This window comes from Deinococcus grandis (assembly GCF_001485435.1).
Classification (GTDB): Bacteria; Deinococcota; Deinococci; order Deinococcales; family Deinococcaceae; genus Deinococcus; species Deinococcus grandis.
This window is the reverse complement of record NZ_BCMS01000001.1, coordinates 1,596,890-1,612,565: the sequence shown is the minus strand read 5'-3', so window position 1 is coordinate 1,612,565 and position 15,676 is coordinate 1,596,890. Positions and strand designations below refer to the sequence as shown.

Here is a 15,676-nt window from a genome sequence, read left to right as displayed (position 1 = left end):
CCTTGAGCCGGTGGCGTGTCGAAAGGGGCGCACCCACGGTTTCCCGCATGGCGCGCCCCCTCCGGAACCGGCGGTCCTCAGCCCTGCGGGGCTGTGGGGGCCGGGATGCCCTGAACGAAGAACCGGACGGCGGTGCGTTCCTCCTCGTGAACGTCGAGTTTCACGAATTCCGGCTGGGTGTACAGATCCAGGCGGTCTCCCACCAAGTACCCGCGAGCGATGGCGAGGGCCTTGACCGCCTGATTGACGGCCGCCGGACCGATCGCCTGAATTTCCACCTGCCCCTGAGAACGCAGAAGGGCAGCAATAGCACCGGCGATAGCATTGGGACGGGAGGTGCCGGACACGCGCAGGGTTTCCAAAATCATGCTCCTTTCCGACCTGCCGCCCCGAAAGGCAGAGGTTGAAACAGTTTCATATTAAGCGTGGGACTCCCGGCCGGACACCACATACTTGCGGTATCCGGCCCTGCCCCCCTTCGGGGGGGGACGCCGAGCGAACCATACCCGGCCCAGCCTGACAGGCGCCTGACACCGAATTGACCCTCACGTCACAAAGGCGCGGCATCCTTCGGCGCATGACACAGGACACGGGGACCGCCAGCTTCTGGCACCGACTGCTGGACACCAAACTCACCCGCCGCAGCGCGCTGGGCAGCGCCGCCGCCACCGCCGCCGCGATCACCCTGCCCCTGACGATCAGCGAGGCCGAGGCCGTGAACAACGGCGGGCCCAGCACCGTGGACCCCAGGACCGTGAAACCCCAGACGGTCGCCCCGTTCCGCGCGATTCCCACCGGGAACGCCGACGCCCTGACCCTCCCCGCCGGATTCCGCTACCAGGTGCTGGCCCCCTGGGGTGAGGTCTTCACCGACGCCGGGCGCGAGATCGGCTTCAACCACGATTACATCGGCTTCTTCCCCATCGACATGCTCGAGGGCGGCCAGAGCAGCACCGACGCACTGCTGACCATCAACCACGAGTACGTGAACGCCCTGTTCGTCGGCGGCGACACCAAGAACCGCACGCCCGGGCAGATCCGGGCCGAGATGGAAGCCATGGGCGTCAGCGTGGTGCGCGTGCGCAAGGAAGGCGGCAAGTGGGCCATCGTGCCCGACCCCCGCAACCGCCGCATCGACGCGCTGACCGACATCGAACTGACCGGCCCGGCGCGCGGCACGGCCGCCGTGAAGGGCGCCACGATGGTCAAGGGCACCGTCGGCAACTGCTCGGGCGGGCAGACCCCCTGGGGCACCCTCCTGACCTGCGAGGAGAACGTGGACGGCTACACCAAGGCCTGGGCGGGCAGCGGGTACGAGGCCATGCACCAGGGCTGGGTGACCGAGATCGACCCCTTCGACCCCAAGTCCACCCCGAAGAAGCGCACCGCGATGGGCCGCTTCCGGCACGAGAACGTCGCCGTGACCGTCGCCGCCGACGGCCGCGTCGTGGGGTACATGGGCGACGACATGCAGGACTCCTGCGTGTACAAGTTCGTGTCGCGCGGCAAGTACGACCCGAAAGACCGCGCCGCGAACCTGAAACTGCTCGAAGAGGGCGACCTGTACGTCGCGAACTTCGGCAACGGCAGCTGGGTCCTGCTGGACTACGACCGCAACAAGAAACTGCAGGAAGCCAAGGGCACCGACGGCAAGGCCCTGTTCGCCAGTCAGGCGGACGTGCTCGCCGACGCCCGCGCCAGCGCCCTCGCGGTAGGTGGCACCCCGGTCGACCGCCCGGAGGACATCGAGATCCACCCCCGCACCGGCGAGGTGTACGTCGCCCTGACGAACAACAGCAAGCACGGCAACTACTTCGGGCAGATCATCAAGTTCCGCGAGGACAAGGACGACTGGACCGCGCAGACGTTCCTGTGGGAGGTCTTCGCCGTGGGCGGCCCGCAGAGCGGCTTCGCCAGCCCCGACAACCTCGTGTTCGACCCGTACGGGAACCTGTGGATGGTCACGGACAACAGCGACCTGAGCACCAACCCCATCAAGGGCTTCCACGGGAACAACGCCATGTTCTTCTTCCCCACCGAGGGACCCAACGCCGGGAAGGCGTACCGCTTCGCGATCGGCCCGGTGGACGCCGAGATGACCGGCCCCGTCTGGTCCCCCGACGGGAAGACGCTATTCCTGTCCATCCAGCACCCCGGCGAGGACAGCGAGAGCCTCGACAAGCTCCGCTCGACCTTCGCGGCGAAGGCAGGCAGCAACGTCCCGCGCCCCACGCTGGTCGCCATCGAGGGCTTCCCCGGATGGCGCGCGTGACCGCCGCTGGCCTGCCCCCCGTGAAGGCCCCCTGGATCGTCGGTCGTCCCGCGCTGCTGGAACACGCCGCCGCCGACTACCTGAACGAACTGGCCCGCCAGCGCCCCTGGACCCGCGCCCGCGCCGAGGACCTGCTGGACAGCCTGGAGGCGTATCTGGGCGAACCCGCGCCGCTGCTGGCCTACACCCGCCTGACCGGCGAGGCGTGGCTGCGCACCCTGCCCGAACAGGAGCGCGCAGAGGCCGCCGACCTGCTGAGCGACTTCCGCGCGTACCTGCGCGACTGGGGCTGGCTGGACCACGCCCGCCCCGTCAACCAGCCCGACTGACCCGGAACCCGGAGCATGAACGCGCGCCCCCAGATGAGAAGGGGGCGCGCGTTCGTGTCCGGTTCGGCTCGTGGTCAGGTCATTTCGTGTTCAGGAAATCCAGGATCGCGCGGGCCAGCGCCTGCGCCAGCACCTCGCGGTACGCGGCACTGGCGAGCTTCGGGCCCTCGACGGGACTGGACCCGAAGCCCACCTCGACCAGGATGGCGGGCGTGGTGGGGTTCTTGATGACGTAGAACGCGTCGGTCTGCACGCCGCGGTTCACGGCGCCCGTCGCGGCGATCAATCGCGACTGGACCTTCTGCGCCAACTGGCGGCTGAACGCGATCTTCGCCTGCGCGAGGATGTCCCCCAGTTCCTTCTGCGCGGTGCCGGACGCCTGCCGCGTGAGTTCCAGGCCGACGCTGCCGCCCCCGTTCTCCAGCACGGCGAGGCTGCGGTTCCCGCCCGCGAGCGGCTGCCCGAAGTAGTAGGTCTCGATGCCCCGCGCGGACGGACTGGCGGAGTTCACGTGGATGCTCACGAAGGCGCTCACGACGCCGTTGTTCGCCATGCCGGAACGCGCCGCGAGGTCCCGGCGTTTGTCGGCGCTGAGGTGCTCGTCGCGGCTGCGGGTCAGGACGACGTCCACGCCGTGCTTCAGCAGTTCCGCGCGGGTGCGCAGCGCGACGTCCAGGGTCACGTCCTCCTCCTTCACCCAGCGGCTCACGGCGCCCGGATCGACCCCACCGTGCCCGGGGTCGAGGACCACGCGGGGCCGCACCACGGACGTCCCGGCGGGCCGCACGACCGGGGCGGGCGCGGGGGTACGGGCGGCAGCCGGGCGGGCCGGAACGGCGGACGCGGCGGCGCTGCTGGGCACGTCGATCACCAGCCGGGCCCCCTGTCCACCCCCGGCGGGCAGGACGCTGACCTTTGCGCTGGCGTGTCCTTTGGCCAGGATGACGGTCACGGTGCGGCCTGCGACCGCGTAGGCGGTGACGCCCGACGCGCTCAGCGGTCCCTGCTCGGCCTTCAGCGGGGCGCCCAGCGTGACCGTCACGCTCTGCCCGGCGACCCGGCTGCTGGCGGTCGTGGCGGCGGGCAGGTCGAACACCAGCCGGGTGTACCCGTCGTGCTGCCCGACCCTGGGCGCGGCGTGCGCGCCGCCGAGCAGCAGGCCCCCCAGCAGGAGGGTTCTCACGGTCCTGATCATGCGGTCCTTCGCGGGGCTGTTCACTGCCGGGAAGTGTACCGCCCGGCGCGCGTTTCCCGGATGGGAGCGACGTGCCGGGCGTCTCATCCGGACTCCGGTTGACGGGTTGCAACACCTTTCAACCCGAGCGGACTCGGAGAGCTGTGGGGCAGAGCGAGCAGGAGAACTACGGGTTCCGGTCAGGCGTTCGGTTTCAGCAGGTGCCCCAGGCAGTTGCCGTAACTGACGCCCTGCTGCGCGTCCAGCACGAGGTCCTGCACGCTGAATTCCTGCAGGACGCCCAGCATCGCGTCGCGCATGCGGGTGTAGATGGTGTTGCGGGCGTGGCAGCGGGCCTCCTCCACGCAGGGGTCGTGCCAGTTCAGGCTGATGCACGACAGCGGCGCGACCGGACCGTCGATGGCACGCACCACCTCACAGAGGCTTATGAGTCCCGGCTTGCGGGCCAGGGCGTACCCGCCGCCGATGCCCTTTTTACTTTTCACGACGCCCTTGGCGGTCAGGGCGGCCAGGATGCGCACGAGGTACGGGCGGTGCACGCCGGTCGCCTCGCTGATCTCCTCGCTAGAGACCCAGCGGTCGAGGGCCTGCGACCCCAGGAAGCCCAGGGCCTGGAAGGCGTACACGTCGGTGGCGGAAAGCCGCATGGGGCGCAGTGTACCGCGCCGCTAGCGTACGGGGGTGGGGTACTGGGCGCGCAGGTACGCCAGCGCGACCGGGTCGACCTGCCCGCCACCCACCCAGCGTTCCTCCAGGTTCTCGGTGCCGAACAGCGCCCACGCGGCGGCCTCGGTGTCGGCGTCCCAGGGACCGCCGGGCAGCGCGGTGGCGTGCCCCTGCGTGATCAGCAGGGCGCGCAGCCAAGCGAGTTCCTCGTCGGTCAGGGGGCGGGTGCTCTCGGGGCGGGTGAACAGCAGGTCGTGCAGGTCCAGCAGGCGCGCCAGTTCCCGGCAGGGGTCGGCGTGATCGTCCGCGCGGAGGTTCACCCAGTCGTCCGTCAGGCCGCCGTAGCCGCGCCCGGGACCGGCGCACAGCAGGGCCGCGGACTGCCGCCCGCGCCGGTCCCCGCCCGCCGCGTCCCCGGCGTTCAGGGCCGCCAACAGGCGCCGGGGCAGCGGGAGTTCCGATCCGGCCTCCCAGGCGGCGCGCATGGCCTCCACGACGCCCGACCCGGCCACGATGTTCCCCTGGATGGCGACGTCGGGGGCGGCGTACCCCCCGGCCCAGGCGTGGCAGTCCGGCCCCGTGAAGGTGACGCTGCGCCCGTCCGCGCCGACCAGTCCGAACTGCCGCTGCGCGATGCCGGGGTCGGTCGCCTGGAAGTGCGCGCCCACGGCGGCGGCGTCCAGACCGCTGCCCAGCAGGCGCAGGCCTTCCGGGCCGAAGGTGGGGTTCACGTAACTCTGCGTCGCGACGGCCCCCACGCCACCGCGCACGAAGGGCACCAGCGCACCCACCGCGAGGAACTTGCTGGCGACCGCCACGCCCAGGTCGCCCGTGCGGGCGTCGCGGCCCACGATGGAAAAGGTCATGGCGGCAGGTTATTACGGATTCCGTTTGTTTCGCTGACAATCCGGAACGTCACCGGATTGCCAGCTCCACGTCCGGAACCCGTTTCTCTCCTGCTCGCTCCGCTCGGATTGAACGGGTTTTGCAACCCATTCAATCGGAGTCCGTATAACGCGGCCCGCATTGGGCACACGGTAGGCTGCGTGACATGAGGGATTCAGGCGAACAGGGTGTGATCTGGGTGCTGAGCGGCAGTCCCGGCGCGGGCAAGTCCAGCGTGTCGCGCTCGCTGCTGGGCCGCTTCCCGTTCGGGTTGCACCTGCCCATCGACGACCTGCGCGAGATGGTCGTGTCGGGCATCGCGCACCCGGCGCTGGATCACCCGCCGGAGGCCGTGCGGCAGTTCGCGCTGGCCCGCACGGCGGCGGCGCAGACGGCCCGCCTGTACGCAGAATCGGGCTTTGCGGTGGTGATCGACGACGTGCTGTGGCCCGCCGATCTGGCGTTCATGGCCCGGCACTGGGAGGGGCTGGACGTGCGCCCGGTGCGGCTGTTCACGACGCTGGAGGTCGCGCACGAACGCAACCGCACCCGCACGAACAAGACGTTCGACACGTCGGTCCTCGCGCCGCTGATCGACGGGCTGTACCCGCAGATGCCCCCCGGGATCTACCGGGAGGCCGGGTGGGCGGTCGTGGACAGCAGCGCCCTGACGCTGGAGGCCACCGTGGACACCCTGCTGCGCCTGGAGTGGCCCGCGTGACGGAGGCGGTCCTGACCGGGGCGTGGTTCGTGGTGCGGACCAGCCTGCCGCTGTGGCGCACGCGGGACAACCCCAGCGTGACGTACGCGCCGCTGCCGGACGGGCGGGTGGTGGACACCGTGCGCTTCACCCGCCGGGGGCGACCCGGGCTGATCATCGGCCTGGACAGCCCGCAACCCACCGGGGGCTGGGCGTGGCGCGGCGTGAGCCTCCTGACGCGGCTCACGGTCAGCCGCTGGCAGGTGCTGGCGGCCGGGGACGGCTGGGCGGTCACGGTGTTCGAACGGACGCCGTTCACGCCCGCCGGACTGGACGTGTATGCCCGCACGCCTGCCCTGACTGCGGCGCAGGAACGGGAGGTGGAGGCGGCCCTGGACGGTCTCCCGGCGGCGCAGGAGTTCCGCGCGGCCCTGTTCAGCCCCAGGCACGACGGACGGTGAGGGTCAGCCGATGACGCTTCTGACCTTCGCGGCCATGTTCGGTGGGTACAGCACCGCGAACTGCCCGTGCTGGTCGGCCCACACACGGTTCATGTCGTCGTAGCCCATCGCAACGTAGCCCAGCAGGGGGTCCATGATGAACACCTGCCGGGTCTGGTCGTTGTAGCCCATCAGCACGCGCCAGTGCGGGATGACCTGCCCCTGCGCCGTGATGTGGCTTTGGAGGGCGATCACGGGCAGTCCGCTGCGGATGGCGGCGCGGGCGGTGTTCACGCTGCCGCCGGTGAACAGTCGCGCCTGCATCCCCACGCGCGGCGCGAAGTCCACGATGGCCTGCGCGGTCATGTACGACCGCTCGGTGGGGCGGGTCAGGCGACTCACCTCGGTCATGTCCACCCGCAGCCCGAAGTACCCCAGCACCTGCGTGATGCTGGCCGGGCCGCACGCGTTGTACGACTGCCGGATCAGCGGCATGCCGCTCAGCACGTACCCGGGCGGCGTGGGGGCAGGTGCGGCGGCCTGCGCGGGGAGGCTCAGGGCGCAGGCGAGGACCAGCAGGCGGGCGAGATGCACCCGCGCAGCATCGCACGGGCCACCTGACCGGATTGTCTCAAGGTTGCATGAAGAAGGGAGAGGCCACGCGACCTCTCCCCCCATATCTCGGCGCCGCTCAGACGCGCGTGAGGTCCTTGGGCAGTGGCAAGAACTCGATCTCCGGGTGCTGCTCGGCGGTGTACTCCAGGTCGTAGCGGCTGCGGAACAGCATGACCGGGCGGCCCTGGTCGTCCTCGACGTGCCGGGCGAAACGGGCGACGTTCGTGGGGTCCCCAGCCAGCCAGCGCACCAGCTGGTAACTGGTGACGTGCATCTCGACTTCCACGCCGTACTCCTCCTGGAGGCGGGCCTGGAAGACCTCGAACTGCAGCGGCCCGACCGCGCCCAGGTACGGGTCGCGCGCGCCGTCGGTGGGGTAGAACACCTGCACGACGCCTTCCTCGGCCAGCTGGGTGAGGCCCTTCATGAACGCCTTGCGTTTGCCGACGTCGCGCAGGCCGATGGTCGCGAACGTTTCGGGCGTGAAGCGCGGGAAGCCGGGCAGGATCACCTTGGCGTCCACGCTGATCACGTCCCCGATCTGGAACACGCCGGGGTTCACGAGGCCGACGATGTCGCCGGGGTACGCTTCCTCGACCTTCTCGCGGTCCTGCGCGAACAGCGTGTGCGCCTGCGAGAGGCGCAGCTTGCGGCCGGTGCGGGTGTGCGTGACGTCCATGCCGCGCTCGAAGTGGCCGCTCATGACCCGCATGAAGGCCGTGCGGTCGCGGTGCTGCTTGCTCATGTTCGCCTGCAGCTTGAAGATGAAGCCCGCGAAGCCCGCCTCGGGGCTGCGTTCGCCCAGGTTCGTCTCGACCGCCCCCGGGGGTGGCGCGAGGTCCACGAAGTTGCTCAGGAAGTGCTCCACGCCGAAGTTGTTCATGGCCGACCCGAAGAACACGGGGGTCAGTTCGCCGCTCAGGAAGGCCGCCGGGTCGAACTCCGGCATGGCGCCCTGGATGAGTTCCACGTCCTCGCGCAGTTTCGCGGCGAGGTCCGCGCCGACCAGGGCGTCCAGTTTCGGGTCGTCCAGGCCGCTCGTCTGCATGGGCGCGCGGTGCTTCCCGCCCGACGTACGCTCGAAGGCCAGCACCTGTTGCGTCTGGAGGTCGTACACGCCCTTGAAGTCCGGGCCGTCCCCGATGGGCCACGTCAGCGGCACCGCCGTGATCTTCAGGATGCCCTCCAGCTGCTCCAGCAGTTCGAAGGGATCCTGGGCTGGGCGGTCCATCTTGTTCACGAAGGTCAGGATCGGAATGCCGCGGTTGCGGCACACCGCGAACAGCTTCTCGGTCTGCGCCTGCACGCCACGCGCGGCGTCCAGCACCATCAGGGCGCTGTCGGCGGCGGTCAGGGTGCGGTAGGTGTCCTCACTGAAATCCTGGTGACCCGGCGTGTCCAGCAGGTTGATGTGCCGCCCGCCGTATTCGAAGGTCAGCGCGCTGGAGCTGATCGAGATACCGCGCTGCTGCTCGATGCTCATCCAGTCGCTCTTGGTGTGGCTGCGGCCCTCCTTGGCGGTGACGCTCCCGGCCTCCTGGATGGCACCTCCGTACAGCAGGAGTTTTTCGGTGATGGTGGTCTTCCCGGCGTCCGGGTGGCTGATGATGGCGAAGGTGCGTCGCCGGGCGATCTCGCTGGCGAGCGCGGCGGGGTTGATCTCGGGGCTGGTCATGGGAACTCCTGCGGGCCTGGAACGGTCGCGGCCCGGACATGCGTGAAGGTGGGAATCAACGCGGGTCTCGACTCGCGCTAGGGGGGCGTGAGGAGAACCGTCATGCGCTCATGATACGGCACGTCCCGCCCCGCGTGCCGCGTGCGGCGCAAACGCCTCCAGCGCGGCGTCCAGCGTGCCCAGCCGCGCGGCGATCAGCTGCGTGGGGTCGCGGTGGTATCCGCCGGCCATGACGGTCACGAGGGGCGTGCGGGTGCGGGCGGCCCAGCGGAACACGCGGCGGTCACGGGCCTGCACGCCGTCCAGCGTCAGCGCCAGCCGTCCCAGCTGATCCCCGGCCAGGACGTCCGCGCCCGCGAGGTAGAACGCGAAGTCCGGCTGGAACGCCGTCACGAGCGGCGTGACCTGCGAGTCCAGCGCGTGCAGGTACGCGGCGTCGCCCGTCCCGTCGGGCAGCGGCACGTCCAGGTCACTGGTCTCCTTGCGGAAGGGGTAGTTGCGTTCGGCGTGCAGGCTGACGGTCAGCACGCGCGGTTCCTGCGCGAAGATCGCGGCGGTGCCGTTCCCCTGGTGCACGTCCAGGTCGAGAATCAGGATGCGCCGCGCCTTCCCGGAATCCAGCAGCCAGCGGGCGCTGATCGCCACGTCGTTCAGGAACGAGAAGCCCTCGGCGTGATCGGCGTACGCGTGGTGCGTGCCGCCGCCCAGGTTCACGCCCAGGCCCAGCGTCAGGGCGTCGCGGGTGGCGGCCAGGGTCGCGCCGCTACTGCCCAGGCCCCGCTCGACCACCGCCGGGCTCCACGGGAACCCCAGCGCGCGTTCCTCGGCGCGGGTGACCTGCCCCTCGCGCCAGCGGGCCAGGAACGCGGGATCATGCACCGCCTCCGCCAGGGACCAGTCGAGGCTGGGGGCGTCCAGCAGCGGCAGCCGCGCCTGCGCGCCGTCCAGCAGGGCCTGAATCCACTCGCGCGGCATGAACTGCCGTCTGGGCGCAGCCTGCGACTGGTACGCCGCGCGGCGGAACGCCGTGAACGCGCGGAACGGGTGCGGGAACGTCACGTCCGCAGCGTACGCTGGGCGGCATGACCCGACCGCGATCCTGGCCGGAATTGCTCGCGCAGCTGCGCACGCCCGTGGCGCTGGCCCCCATGGCGGGCGGCGTCGGCACCCCCGCGCTGGCGGCCGCCGTGACCCGCGCGGGTGGGCTGGGCAGCCTGGGCGGCGCGTACCTGACCCCGCAGGCGCTGCGAGACGCGATCCGCGAGGTGCGCGCCCTGACGGACGGGCCACTGCTCGTGAACCTGTTCGCTCCTCAGCCGATGCCCGAGGTCACGCCCGACGCGGTGGCCGTCGCCACGGCAGAACTCAGGCCCTTCCACGACGCGCTGAACCTCCCGCCGCCCACCCTGCCGGAGCGCGTGCAGGAGGACTTCACCGCGCAGCTGAACGTGGTGCTGGAGGAACGCCCGGCGGTGTTCAGCGTCGCGTTCGGCCCCATCCCACCGGACGCCCTGGCGTCGCTGCGCTCACGGGGCATCCTGACGGTCGGCACGGCCACCAGCCTCAGCGAGGCCCTGGCCCTGCACGAGAGCGGCGTGGACGCGATCACCGTGCAGGGCGGCGCGGCGGGCGGACACCGGGGCGGCTGGCAGGAGGACGCGCTGGCAGGCACCCTGACCCTCGTGCAGGAGGTCACGCGGGCCACGCCCCTTCCGGTCCTCGCGGCGGGCGGCCTGATGACCGCCGGGCACGTCCGCGCGGCGCTGGCGGCCGGGGCGACGCTGGCGCAGTGCGGCACGGCGTTCCTTCTGGCAACCGAGGCAGGCACCTCCGCGCCGTACCGGCAGGCGGTCCAGGCGGGGACGCGCGACACGGTCCTGACCCGGGCGTACTCGGGACGCACCGCGCGGGGATTACGCACCACCCTCACCGACGCCGTGACCTACCCCCTCCCCTTCCCGCACCAGAATGCCCTGACCCGCCCCCTGCGCACGGCGGGCGCGCAGGGGAGGCAGGCGGACGTCCTGAGCCTGTGGGCCGGCACCGGTTACCGGCAGGCGCAGGCGACCGGGGCGGCGCAGATCGTCGCAGGCCTGACGCCGTGACCGTCACGCTGCGGCCCCTGCGCCCCGGGGATGAGGAGGCGGCGGTGCGCTGGGCGGCGGATCCGGTGTTCTGCCGCGCGGCGGACTGGACGCCGGGCCTCGCGCCGCGCGTGGTGCGGCGGCACTGGGCGGCGATCATCGCGGGCGGCGACCCGGCGTTCCTGCGGCTGGGCGCCGAGCTGGACGGGCGGCTGGTGGGGTTCGTGGATCTGGCGGGCCTGGACGGCACGTCGGCGGAGTTCGGGATTGTCATCGGGGAGCGGGCGCTGTGGGGCCAGGGTGCAGCGCGCCGGGCGGGTGAGGCGCTGATCGCGCACGCGGCGGGACTGGGCCTGACACGGTTGTCGGCGCTTGTGCACGCCCCGAACGTGCGGTCGCACGCGCTGATGCGCCGCCTGGGGTTCGTGGAGGCCGGGTACGCCGACCCGGAGGCCTACATGGGCGAGGTGGTGCCGGTCATCCGCTACGAACGGGAGCTCGGTTCAGACTCGCCTCACTCCTGAACGGTGTGCCCGGCCTCCCGCAGCGCCGCGACGCTGCGGTCGAGGTCGCTGGCGGCGACGAGGACGTAGTCGGTGTTGTAGGTGGACAGCGCGAAGATGCCCACGCCAGCGTCCCGCAGAGGGTTCAGGACGCTGGCGAGGATGCCGGTCAGGGTGAACTCGAACGGCCCGGTGAGCATCAGCGCCTGCCAGCCACGCTGGACGCGCACGCCGTCCGGGACCCCATCGGCGGGGCAGACGACGCTCAGTTCGTCCGGGGCGTTCAGGACGCACCACAGGTCGCCGCGCGTCGCCCAGTCCGGCACGGCACTTCCGGCGGGGAGCTGGGCGACGGCGTACTCGCCGGGCAGGACGGTCAGCGTGAGGGACATGCGGGCAGGATACGGCGACCCTGGCCGTTCGGTGGGGGCGCGGGCTTGGGCGGCTGGGGGGCGTGTTTTCGCGGCGTGGGGCGCAGCATGACGGCATGACGAATCTTTCTGATCTTTCAACGGCAATGGCGGACGCGGTCGAGCTGGCCGCGCGAAGTGTGGTGACGGTGCGCGCGGCGCGCCCGGTGAGCGGCACGGTGGTGGGCGACGGGCTGGTCCTGACGCCCGCGCACCTGCTCCACGCCGACGAGGTGCCGGTGGTCACCCCGGACAGGCAGACCCTGACGGGCGTGGTCGTGGGCCGCGATCCGGGCAGCGATCTGGCGCTGCTGCGCGTGGACGGCCTGAACGTCCCGCCGCTGACGACCGGAGAGGCGGGCCGCGCCGGTGAGCTGCTGCTCGCGGTGGGCCGACCGCCCGGGGGCGTGCAGGCCAGCCTGGGCCTGAATCCGGGCCGGGCGCGGGACGGCTGGCTGCACGCGGGGGCCCAGCCGTTCCCCGGCGTGAGTGGCGGCGCGCTCGTGAACGCGCAGGGGGAACTCGTGGGCGTGCTGAACGCGGGCGTGCGGCGCGGGCAGCTGCTGGCCGTTCCGGCCGCACGGGCGGCGCGGGTGGCGGACCTGCTGTCCCGCGAGGGCCGCGTGCCGCGCGGGTACCTGGGCCTGGCGACGCAGCCCGTGCTCTTCCCGGCCGCCGCGACGCCGGACGAGGTGGATGAGGACGCCTTCCCCGGCGGACCGTTCGCACGTGGGCCGTTCGGTGGCGGCCCGTGGGGGGACCGCTTCCGGGGTGAGGGTGCCCCCTGGGGGGGCCGTCGCGGTCCCGGACGTGGGCCGGATCATGGTGGGCACGGTCGCCCGCGCGGTCCGTGGGCGCGGGAGGGTCGCCCTGAACGTGGAGGCCAGGATAGGGGCGGGATGGACGAGGCCCGGCTGGAGAAACTCCGCCGCTTCCGCGAGCGCTTCGCGGGCGGACGGGTGGGCCTGACGGTCGTGCAGGTCGAGGCGGGCAGTCCCGGTCAGGCGGCGGGCTTCCGGGTGGGGGACGTGCTGCTGGCGCTGGACGGCGAGGGCTTCACGCACCCGGCGGAACTCCTGTCGCGCATCCGTTCCCGCGCGGGCGAGACGGTGACCCTGCGCGTCCTGCGTGGCGGCGAGGAGCAGGACATGAGCGTCACGGTGGGTGAACGCTGACCGTGACGACCCGCGCGCCCGTCCCGGTACGATCAGGCATGACCGCCGCACCTGCCCGGCCCACCGTGCTCGTCACGCTGGGTTCGGCGGTCCTCGCGGCGGGCGTGGCGGCGATCCTGCGCGGCGCGGGGTTCCTGACCGCGCAGGACGGCCACGAGCCGGATGTGCTGATCGTGGACGACGCGTGGCTGGACGACCCCTCACCCCTGGACGGCGCGGCAGTCGTGTCGCTGGGCTCCCGCGCGTGGGTGGAGGTCCTGCCCGACCTCTGCCCGCACGGCTGGGCGTCCCTGCCTGCAGACGCCACGCCCGCCGAACTGATCGCGGCGGTGCACGGCGCAGCGGCGGGACTGGTGACGCTGCCGCCCGCTTGGCTGACCCCACCGGACGAGGAGCCGCTCCCCTCGGGCGAGGTGACCCTCACCCCCCGCGAACGCGACGTGCTGGCGCTGCTCGCCGAGGGCCTCAGCAACAAACGCGCCGCGCGGGACCTGGGCGTCAGCGAGAGCACCGTGAAATTCCATGTGCAGGCGCTGTACTCCAAACTGGGCGTCCAGAGCCGCGCCGGGGCCGTCGCGCGCGGCATCGCCCTCGGCCTCGTCACGGTGTGACGCTCAGCCCAGCTCCACCCTCGTGAAGTGCTCCACGGTGGGGAACGGGTCGTAGAAGTGGTGCAGCAGGGCGCGCCAGCTCTGGTACTCGGCGCTGCCGCGGAAGCCCACGGTGTGGTCCTCCAGAGTCTCCCACGAGACGAGCAGGGCGTAGCGGTGGTCGTCCTCCAGGCAGTGGTGAAGCTCATGCCGGACGTACCCGGGCATCCCCGCGATGATGGGCTGCGCCTGAGCGAACGCCGCCTCGAACTCGGTCGTCTGGCCGGGGCGGACCTGCAGCAGGGCGATTTCCAGGATCATGCGGCCTCCTTCAAAAGCGGAGGAGGCCGGTCTGCCCAGCCTCCCTGTCCATCAGCCGCGTGGCGGCAGACCCATCATCTATCGACTTTAAATGCGGCCGGGGGCGAATTCGCCCTGGCGGCGTTCGGTGCCCATCCCGGCGACGACCATGTTGTGGATGCGCACCCAGGCGCGGGCGCTGGCCTCGACGACGTCGGTGGCGACGCCGCTGCCGTGCAGGGTGGTCTCGCCGTGGCGGGCGCCGATGTTCACCTCGCCCAGCGCGTCGCCGCCCTTGGTGACGGCCTGGATGCGGTAGCTTTCCAGTTCGGGGTTCAGGCCGGTGATGCGGTTGATGGCCTGGAACGCGGCCTCGACGGGGCCGTCGCCGTGGGCGGTGGCCTCGACGGCGCCGTCCGGGGTCTGGAGGCGCACGAAGGCCACGGGGGTCATGTTCATGCCGCTGGTGATCTGGAAGCCTTCCAGGGTGAAGGTCTGCGGGACGTCGCTGCGGGCCTCGACGAGGGCGCGCAGGTCGTCGGCGTAGATCTGGCCCTTGCGGTCGGCGAGGTCCTTGAAGCGGCCGAACAGGTGCTGGACCTTGTCGTCGGTCAGGTCGGTGTAGCCCAGGTCGTTCAGGGCCTTGCGGAACGCGGCGCGGCCACTGTGTTTGCCCATCACCAGGACGGCGGCTTCGCGGCCGACGAGTTCGGCGTTCATGATCTCGTACGTTTCGCGGGCCTTGATGACGCCGTCCTGGTGGATGCCGCTCTCGTGCGCGAAGGCGTTGTCGCCCACGACGGCCTTGTTCGGCTGGACGGGCATGCCGCTCAGGCGGCTGACCATGCGTGACGCGCGGTACAGCTCGCGGGTGCGGATACCGGTCTCGAAGCCGTAGTGGTCGCGGCGGGTGTGGAAGGCCATGACGAGTTCTTCCAGGCTGGCGTTCCCGGCGCGCTCACCGATGCCGTTGATGGTGCATTCGATCTGCCGGGCGCCGCCCTGCGCGGCGGCGATGGAGTTCGCGACCGCCATGCCCAGGTCGTCGTGGCAGTGGGCGCTGAGGATGACGTGGGCGGGCAGCGCCGCGCGGATCTCGGCGAACAGCGCGCGGATCTCCTCGGGGGTGGTGTAGCCGACGGTGTCGGGAATGTTGATGGTGGTCGCCCCGGCCTCCACGGCCGCCTTGAAGATGCGGATCAGGAAGGCGGTGTCGCTGCGGGTGGCGTCCTCGGCGCTGAATTCCACGTCGTCCACGAAGGAGCGGGCGTAGGTGACGGCCTGGATGGCGCGTTCGACGACCGCGTCGGGTTCCAGCTGGAGTTTTTTCGCCATGTGGATGGGGCTGGTGGCGATGAACGTGTGGATGCGGGGTTTCTCGGCGGCCTCGACGGCTTTCGCGGCGGCTTCGATGTCGGGGCGGGCGGCGCGGGCCAGGCCGGTGATGATCGGCCCGCGCACCTCGCGGGCGATGCGGCTCACGCCTTCCAGGTCGCCGGGGCTGGCGATGGGGAAGCCGGCCTCGATGACGTCCACGCCCATGCGGGCGAGCTGGTGGGCGATCTCCAGTTTCTGGGTGTGATTCAGGGCCACGCCGGGGCTCTGCTCGCCGTCGCGCAGGGTGGTGTCGAAGATGCGGATGCGGTTGGTTTCGGTGGTCATGGGCGGCTCCTGGTGGCGGGTGGGTGGGCAATGAAAAACCCCGGAGGCTTTCGTCCTCCGGGGGGTTCAGGCATCGACTTCCGCGCCGTTCACTCCACCGGAGGACGGGTAAGAAGAAGGCTGAACGCGGTCATGGCCCCAGCGTAAGCGCCGCTTCAGGCGGGGCGGGCAGGTT

The 15,676-nt window shown here is 71.3% G+C and carries 18 protein-coding genes; 8 read left to right on the top strand and 10 right to left on the bottom strand.

The features are described 5' to 3' along the window. Positions 1-77: 77 nt before the first annotated feature. Entirely contained in the window at positions 78-362 is a 285-nt protein-coding gene (locus tag DEIGR_RS07970) for a stage V sporulation protein S (RefSeq protein WP_058978605.1), read from the bottom strand. Positions 363-577: 215 nt separating this feature from the next. Here DEIGR_RS07970 and DEIGR_RS07965 point away from each other — a divergent pair, with 215 nt between their 5' ends. Together DEIGR_RS07965 and DEIGR_RS07960 are read left to right on the top strand one after the other, a co-directional pair. Further along, entirely contained in the window at positions 578-2,272 is a 1,695-nt protein-coding gene (locus DEIGR_RS07965) for a PhoX family protein (protein WP_058976485.1), read from the top strand. Continuing rightward, positions 2,269-2,601: a type 2 periplasmic-binding domain-containing protein gene (locus DEIGR_RS07960; protein ID WP_236704694.1), complete on the top strand. Its 333-nt coding sequence runs from the start codon at positions 2,269-2,271 to the stop codon at positions 2,599-2,601. Before DEIGR_RS07965 ends, DEIGR_RS07960 begins: the two co-directional genes overlap by 4 nt. A 79-nt stretch (positions 2,602-2,680) precedes the next feature. Here DEIGR_RS07960 and DEIGR_RS07955 read toward each other — a convergent pair whose 3' ends face one another. The 3 genes from DEIGR_RS07955 to DEIGR_RS07945 form a co-directional block, all read right to left on the bottom strand. Then, entirely contained in the window at positions 2,681-3,820 is a 1,140-nt protein-coding gene (locus DEIGR_RS07955; protein ID WP_322787158.1) for an N-acetylmuramoyl-L-alanine amidase family protein, read from the bottom strand. 155 nt (positions 3,821-3,975) lie between these two features. Continuing rightward, positions 3,976-4,443 carry an Rrf2 family transcriptional regulator gene (locus DEIGR_RS07950; RefSeq protein ID WP_058976483.1) on the bottom strand — a complete coding sequence of 156 codons (468 nt, stop codon included), beginning with the start codon at positions 4,441-4,443 and terminating at the stop codon, positions 3,976-3,978. Positions 4,444-4,464: 21 nt separating this feature from the next. Then, complete coding sequence (locus DEIGR_RS07945; protein ID WP_058976482.1) at positions 4,465-5,328, bottom strand: DUF1028 domain-containing protein; 864 nt, start codon at positions 5,326-5,328, stop codon at positions 4,465-4,467. A 185-nt stretch (positions 5,329-5,513) separates the two neighbouring features. Between DEIGR_RS07945 and DEIGR_RS07940 the strand changes: the two genes are divergently transcribed. After that, positions 5,514-6,068, top strand: a complete 555-nt coding sequence (locus DEIGR_RS07940) for an AAA family ATPase (RefSeq protein WP_058976481.1) — start codon at positions 5,514-5,516, stop codon at positions 6,066-6,068. After that, on the top strand, positions 6,065-6,508 hold the full coding sequence (locus tag DEIGR_RS07935; protein ID WP_153013678.1) for a hypothetical protein: 444 nt from the start codon (positions 6,065-6,067) through the stop codon (positions 6,506-6,508). The genes DEIGR_RS07940 and DEIGR_RS07935 overlap by 4 nt, the downstream gene beginning before the upstream one ends. 3 nt (positions 6,509-6,511) lie before the next feature. Here DEIGR_RS07935 and DEIGR_RS07930 read toward each other — a convergent pair whose 3' ends face one another. The 3 genes from DEIGR_RS07930 to DEIGR_RS07920 form a co-directional block, all read right to left on the bottom strand. Beyond that, positions 6,512-7,081, bottom strand: coding sequence for a C39 family peptidase (locus DEIGR_RS07930; RefSeq protein WP_058976479.1), 570 nt, complete (start codon positions 7,079-7,081; stop codon positions 6,512-6,514). Positions 7,082-7,178: 97 nt separating this feature from the next. Beyond that, positions 7,179-8,777 (bottom strand): peptide chain release factor 3, encoded by a 1,599-nt coding sequence (locus DEIGR_RS07925; RefSeq protein WP_058976478.1) that lies wholly within the window; start codon positions 8,775-8,777, stop codon positions 7,179-7,181. Between the two features lie 108 nt (positions 8,778-8,885). Further along, positions 8,886-9,836 carry a histone deacetylase family protein gene (locus tag DEIGR_RS07920; protein WP_058976477.1) on the bottom strand — a complete coding sequence of 317 codons (951 nt, stop codon included), beginning with the start codon at positions 9,834-9,836 and terminating at the stop codon, positions 8,886-8,888. 23 nt (positions 9,837-9,859) lie between these two features. On the opposite strand from DEIGR_RS07920, the gene DEIGR_RS21295 reads away from it, so the two are divergent. Next, positions 9,860-10,882: an NAD(P)H-dependent flavin oxidoreductase gene (locus tag DEIGR_RS21295; protein WP_058976476.1), complete on the top strand. Its 1,023-nt coding sequence runs from the start codon at positions 9,860-9,862 to the stop codon at positions 10,880-10,882. Continuing rightward, positions 10,879-11,385: a GNAT family N-acetyltransferase gene (locus DEIGR_RS21290; RefSeq protein ID WP_058976475.1), complete on the top strand. Its 507-nt coding sequence runs from the start codon at positions 10,879-10,881 to the stop codon at positions 11,383-11,385. Before DEIGR_RS21295 ends, DEIGR_RS21290 begins: the two co-directional genes overlap by 4 nt. Here the strand turns inward: DEIGR_RS21290 and DEIGR_RS07905 are convergent. Continuing rightward, the gene (locus DEIGR_RS07905) at positions 11,376-11,756 is read right to left on the bottom strand and encodes an ACT domain-containing protein (RefSeq protein WP_058976474.1); all 381 of its coding nucleotides are present in this window, start codon (positions 11,754-11,756) and stop codon (positions 11,376-11,378) included. The two genes, DEIGR_RS21290 and DEIGR_RS07905, sit on opposite strands and share 10 nt — an antisense overlap. A 95-nt stretch (positions 11,757-11,851) precedes the next feature. Between DEIGR_RS07905 and DEIGR_RS21465 the strand changes: the two genes are divergently transcribed. Both DEIGR_RS21465 and DEIGR_RS07895 read left to right on the top strand, forming a co-directional pair. Then, positions 11,852-12,949, top strand: a complete 1,098-nt coding sequence (locus DEIGR_RS21465) for a S1C family serine protease (RefSeq protein WP_058976473.1) — start codon at positions 11,852-11,854, stop codon at positions 12,947-12,949. Positions 12,950-12,987: 38 nt separating this feature from the next. Continuing rightward, positions 12,988-13,560, top strand: coding sequence for a response regulator transcription factor (locus tag DEIGR_RS07895; RefSeq protein WP_058976472.1), 573 nt, complete (start codon positions 12,988-12,990; stop codon positions 13,558-13,560). 3 nt (positions 13,561-13,563) lie between these two features. Here the strand turns inward: DEIGR_RS07895 and DEIGR_RS07890 are convergent, their stop codons facing one another. Both DEIGR_RS07890 and DEIGR_RS07885 read right to left on the bottom strand, forming a co-directional pair. Next, on the bottom strand, positions 13,564-13,860 hold the full coding sequence (locus tag DEIGR_RS07890) for an antibiotic biosynthesis monooxygenase family protein (protein WP_058976471.1): 297 nt from the start codon (positions 13,858-13,860) through the stop codon (positions 13,564-13,566). Between the two features lie 87 nt (positions 13,861-13,947). Next, complete coding sequence (locus tag DEIGR_RS07885) at positions 13,948-15,501, bottom strand: 2-isopropylmalate synthase (RefSeq protein ID WP_058976470.1); 1,554 nt, start codon at positions 15,499-15,501, stop codon at positions 13,948-13,950. Positions 15,502-15,676 lie beyond the last annotated feature (175 nt).

What these genes read in the sequence shown, in the direction of transcription:
- DEIGR_RS07945 (WP_058976482.1), bottom strand. Translation starts at nt 5,328, where the DNA reads ATGACCTTTTCCATCGTGGGCCGCGACGCCCGCACGGGCGACCTGGGC.
- DEIGR_RS21295 (WP_058976476.1), top strand. Translation starts at nt 9,860, where the DNA reads ATGACCCGACCGCGATCCTGGCCGGAATTGCTCGCGCAGCTGCGCACG.
- DEIGR_RS07890 (WP_058976471.1), bottom strand. Translation starts at nt 13,860, where the DNA reads ATGATCCTGGAAATCGCCCTGCTGCAGGTCCGCCCCGGCCAGACGACC.
- DEIGR_RS21465 (WP_058976473.1), top strand. Translation starts at nt 11,852, where the DNA reads ATGACGAATCTTTCTGATCTTTCAACGGCAATGGCGGACGCGGTCGAG.
- DEIGR_RS07965 (WP_058976485.1), top strand. Translation starts at nt 578, where the DNA reads ATGACACAGGACACGGGGACCGCCAGCTTCTGGCACCGACTGCTGGAC.
- DEIGR_RS07905 (WP_058976474.1), bottom strand. Translation starts at nt 11,756, where the DNA reads ATGTCCCTCACGCTGACCGTCCTGCCCGGCGAGTACGCCGTCGCCCAG.
- DEIGR_RS07895 (WP_058976472.1), top strand. Translation starts at nt 12,988, where the DNA reads ATGACCGCCGCACCTGCCCGGCCCACCGTGCTCGTCACGCTGGGTTCG.
- DEIGR_RS07925 (WP_058976478.1), bottom strand. Translation starts at nt 8,777, where the DNA reads ATGACCAGCCCCGAGATCAACCCCGCCGCGCTCGCCAGCGAGATCGCC.
- DEIGR_RS07950 (WP_058976483.1), bottom strand. Translation starts at nt 4,443, where the DNA reads ATGCGGCTTTCCGCCACCGACGTGTACGCCTTCCAGGCCCTGGGCTTC.
- DEIGR_RS07885 (WP_058976470.1), bottom strand. Translation starts at nt 15,501, where the DNA reads ATGACCACCGAAACCAACCGCATCCGCATCTTCGACACCACCCTGCGC.
- DEIGR_RS07940 (WP_058976481.1), top strand. Translation starts at nt 5,514, where the DNA reads ATGAGGGATTCAGGCGAACAGGGTGTGATCTGGGTGCTGAGCGGCAGT.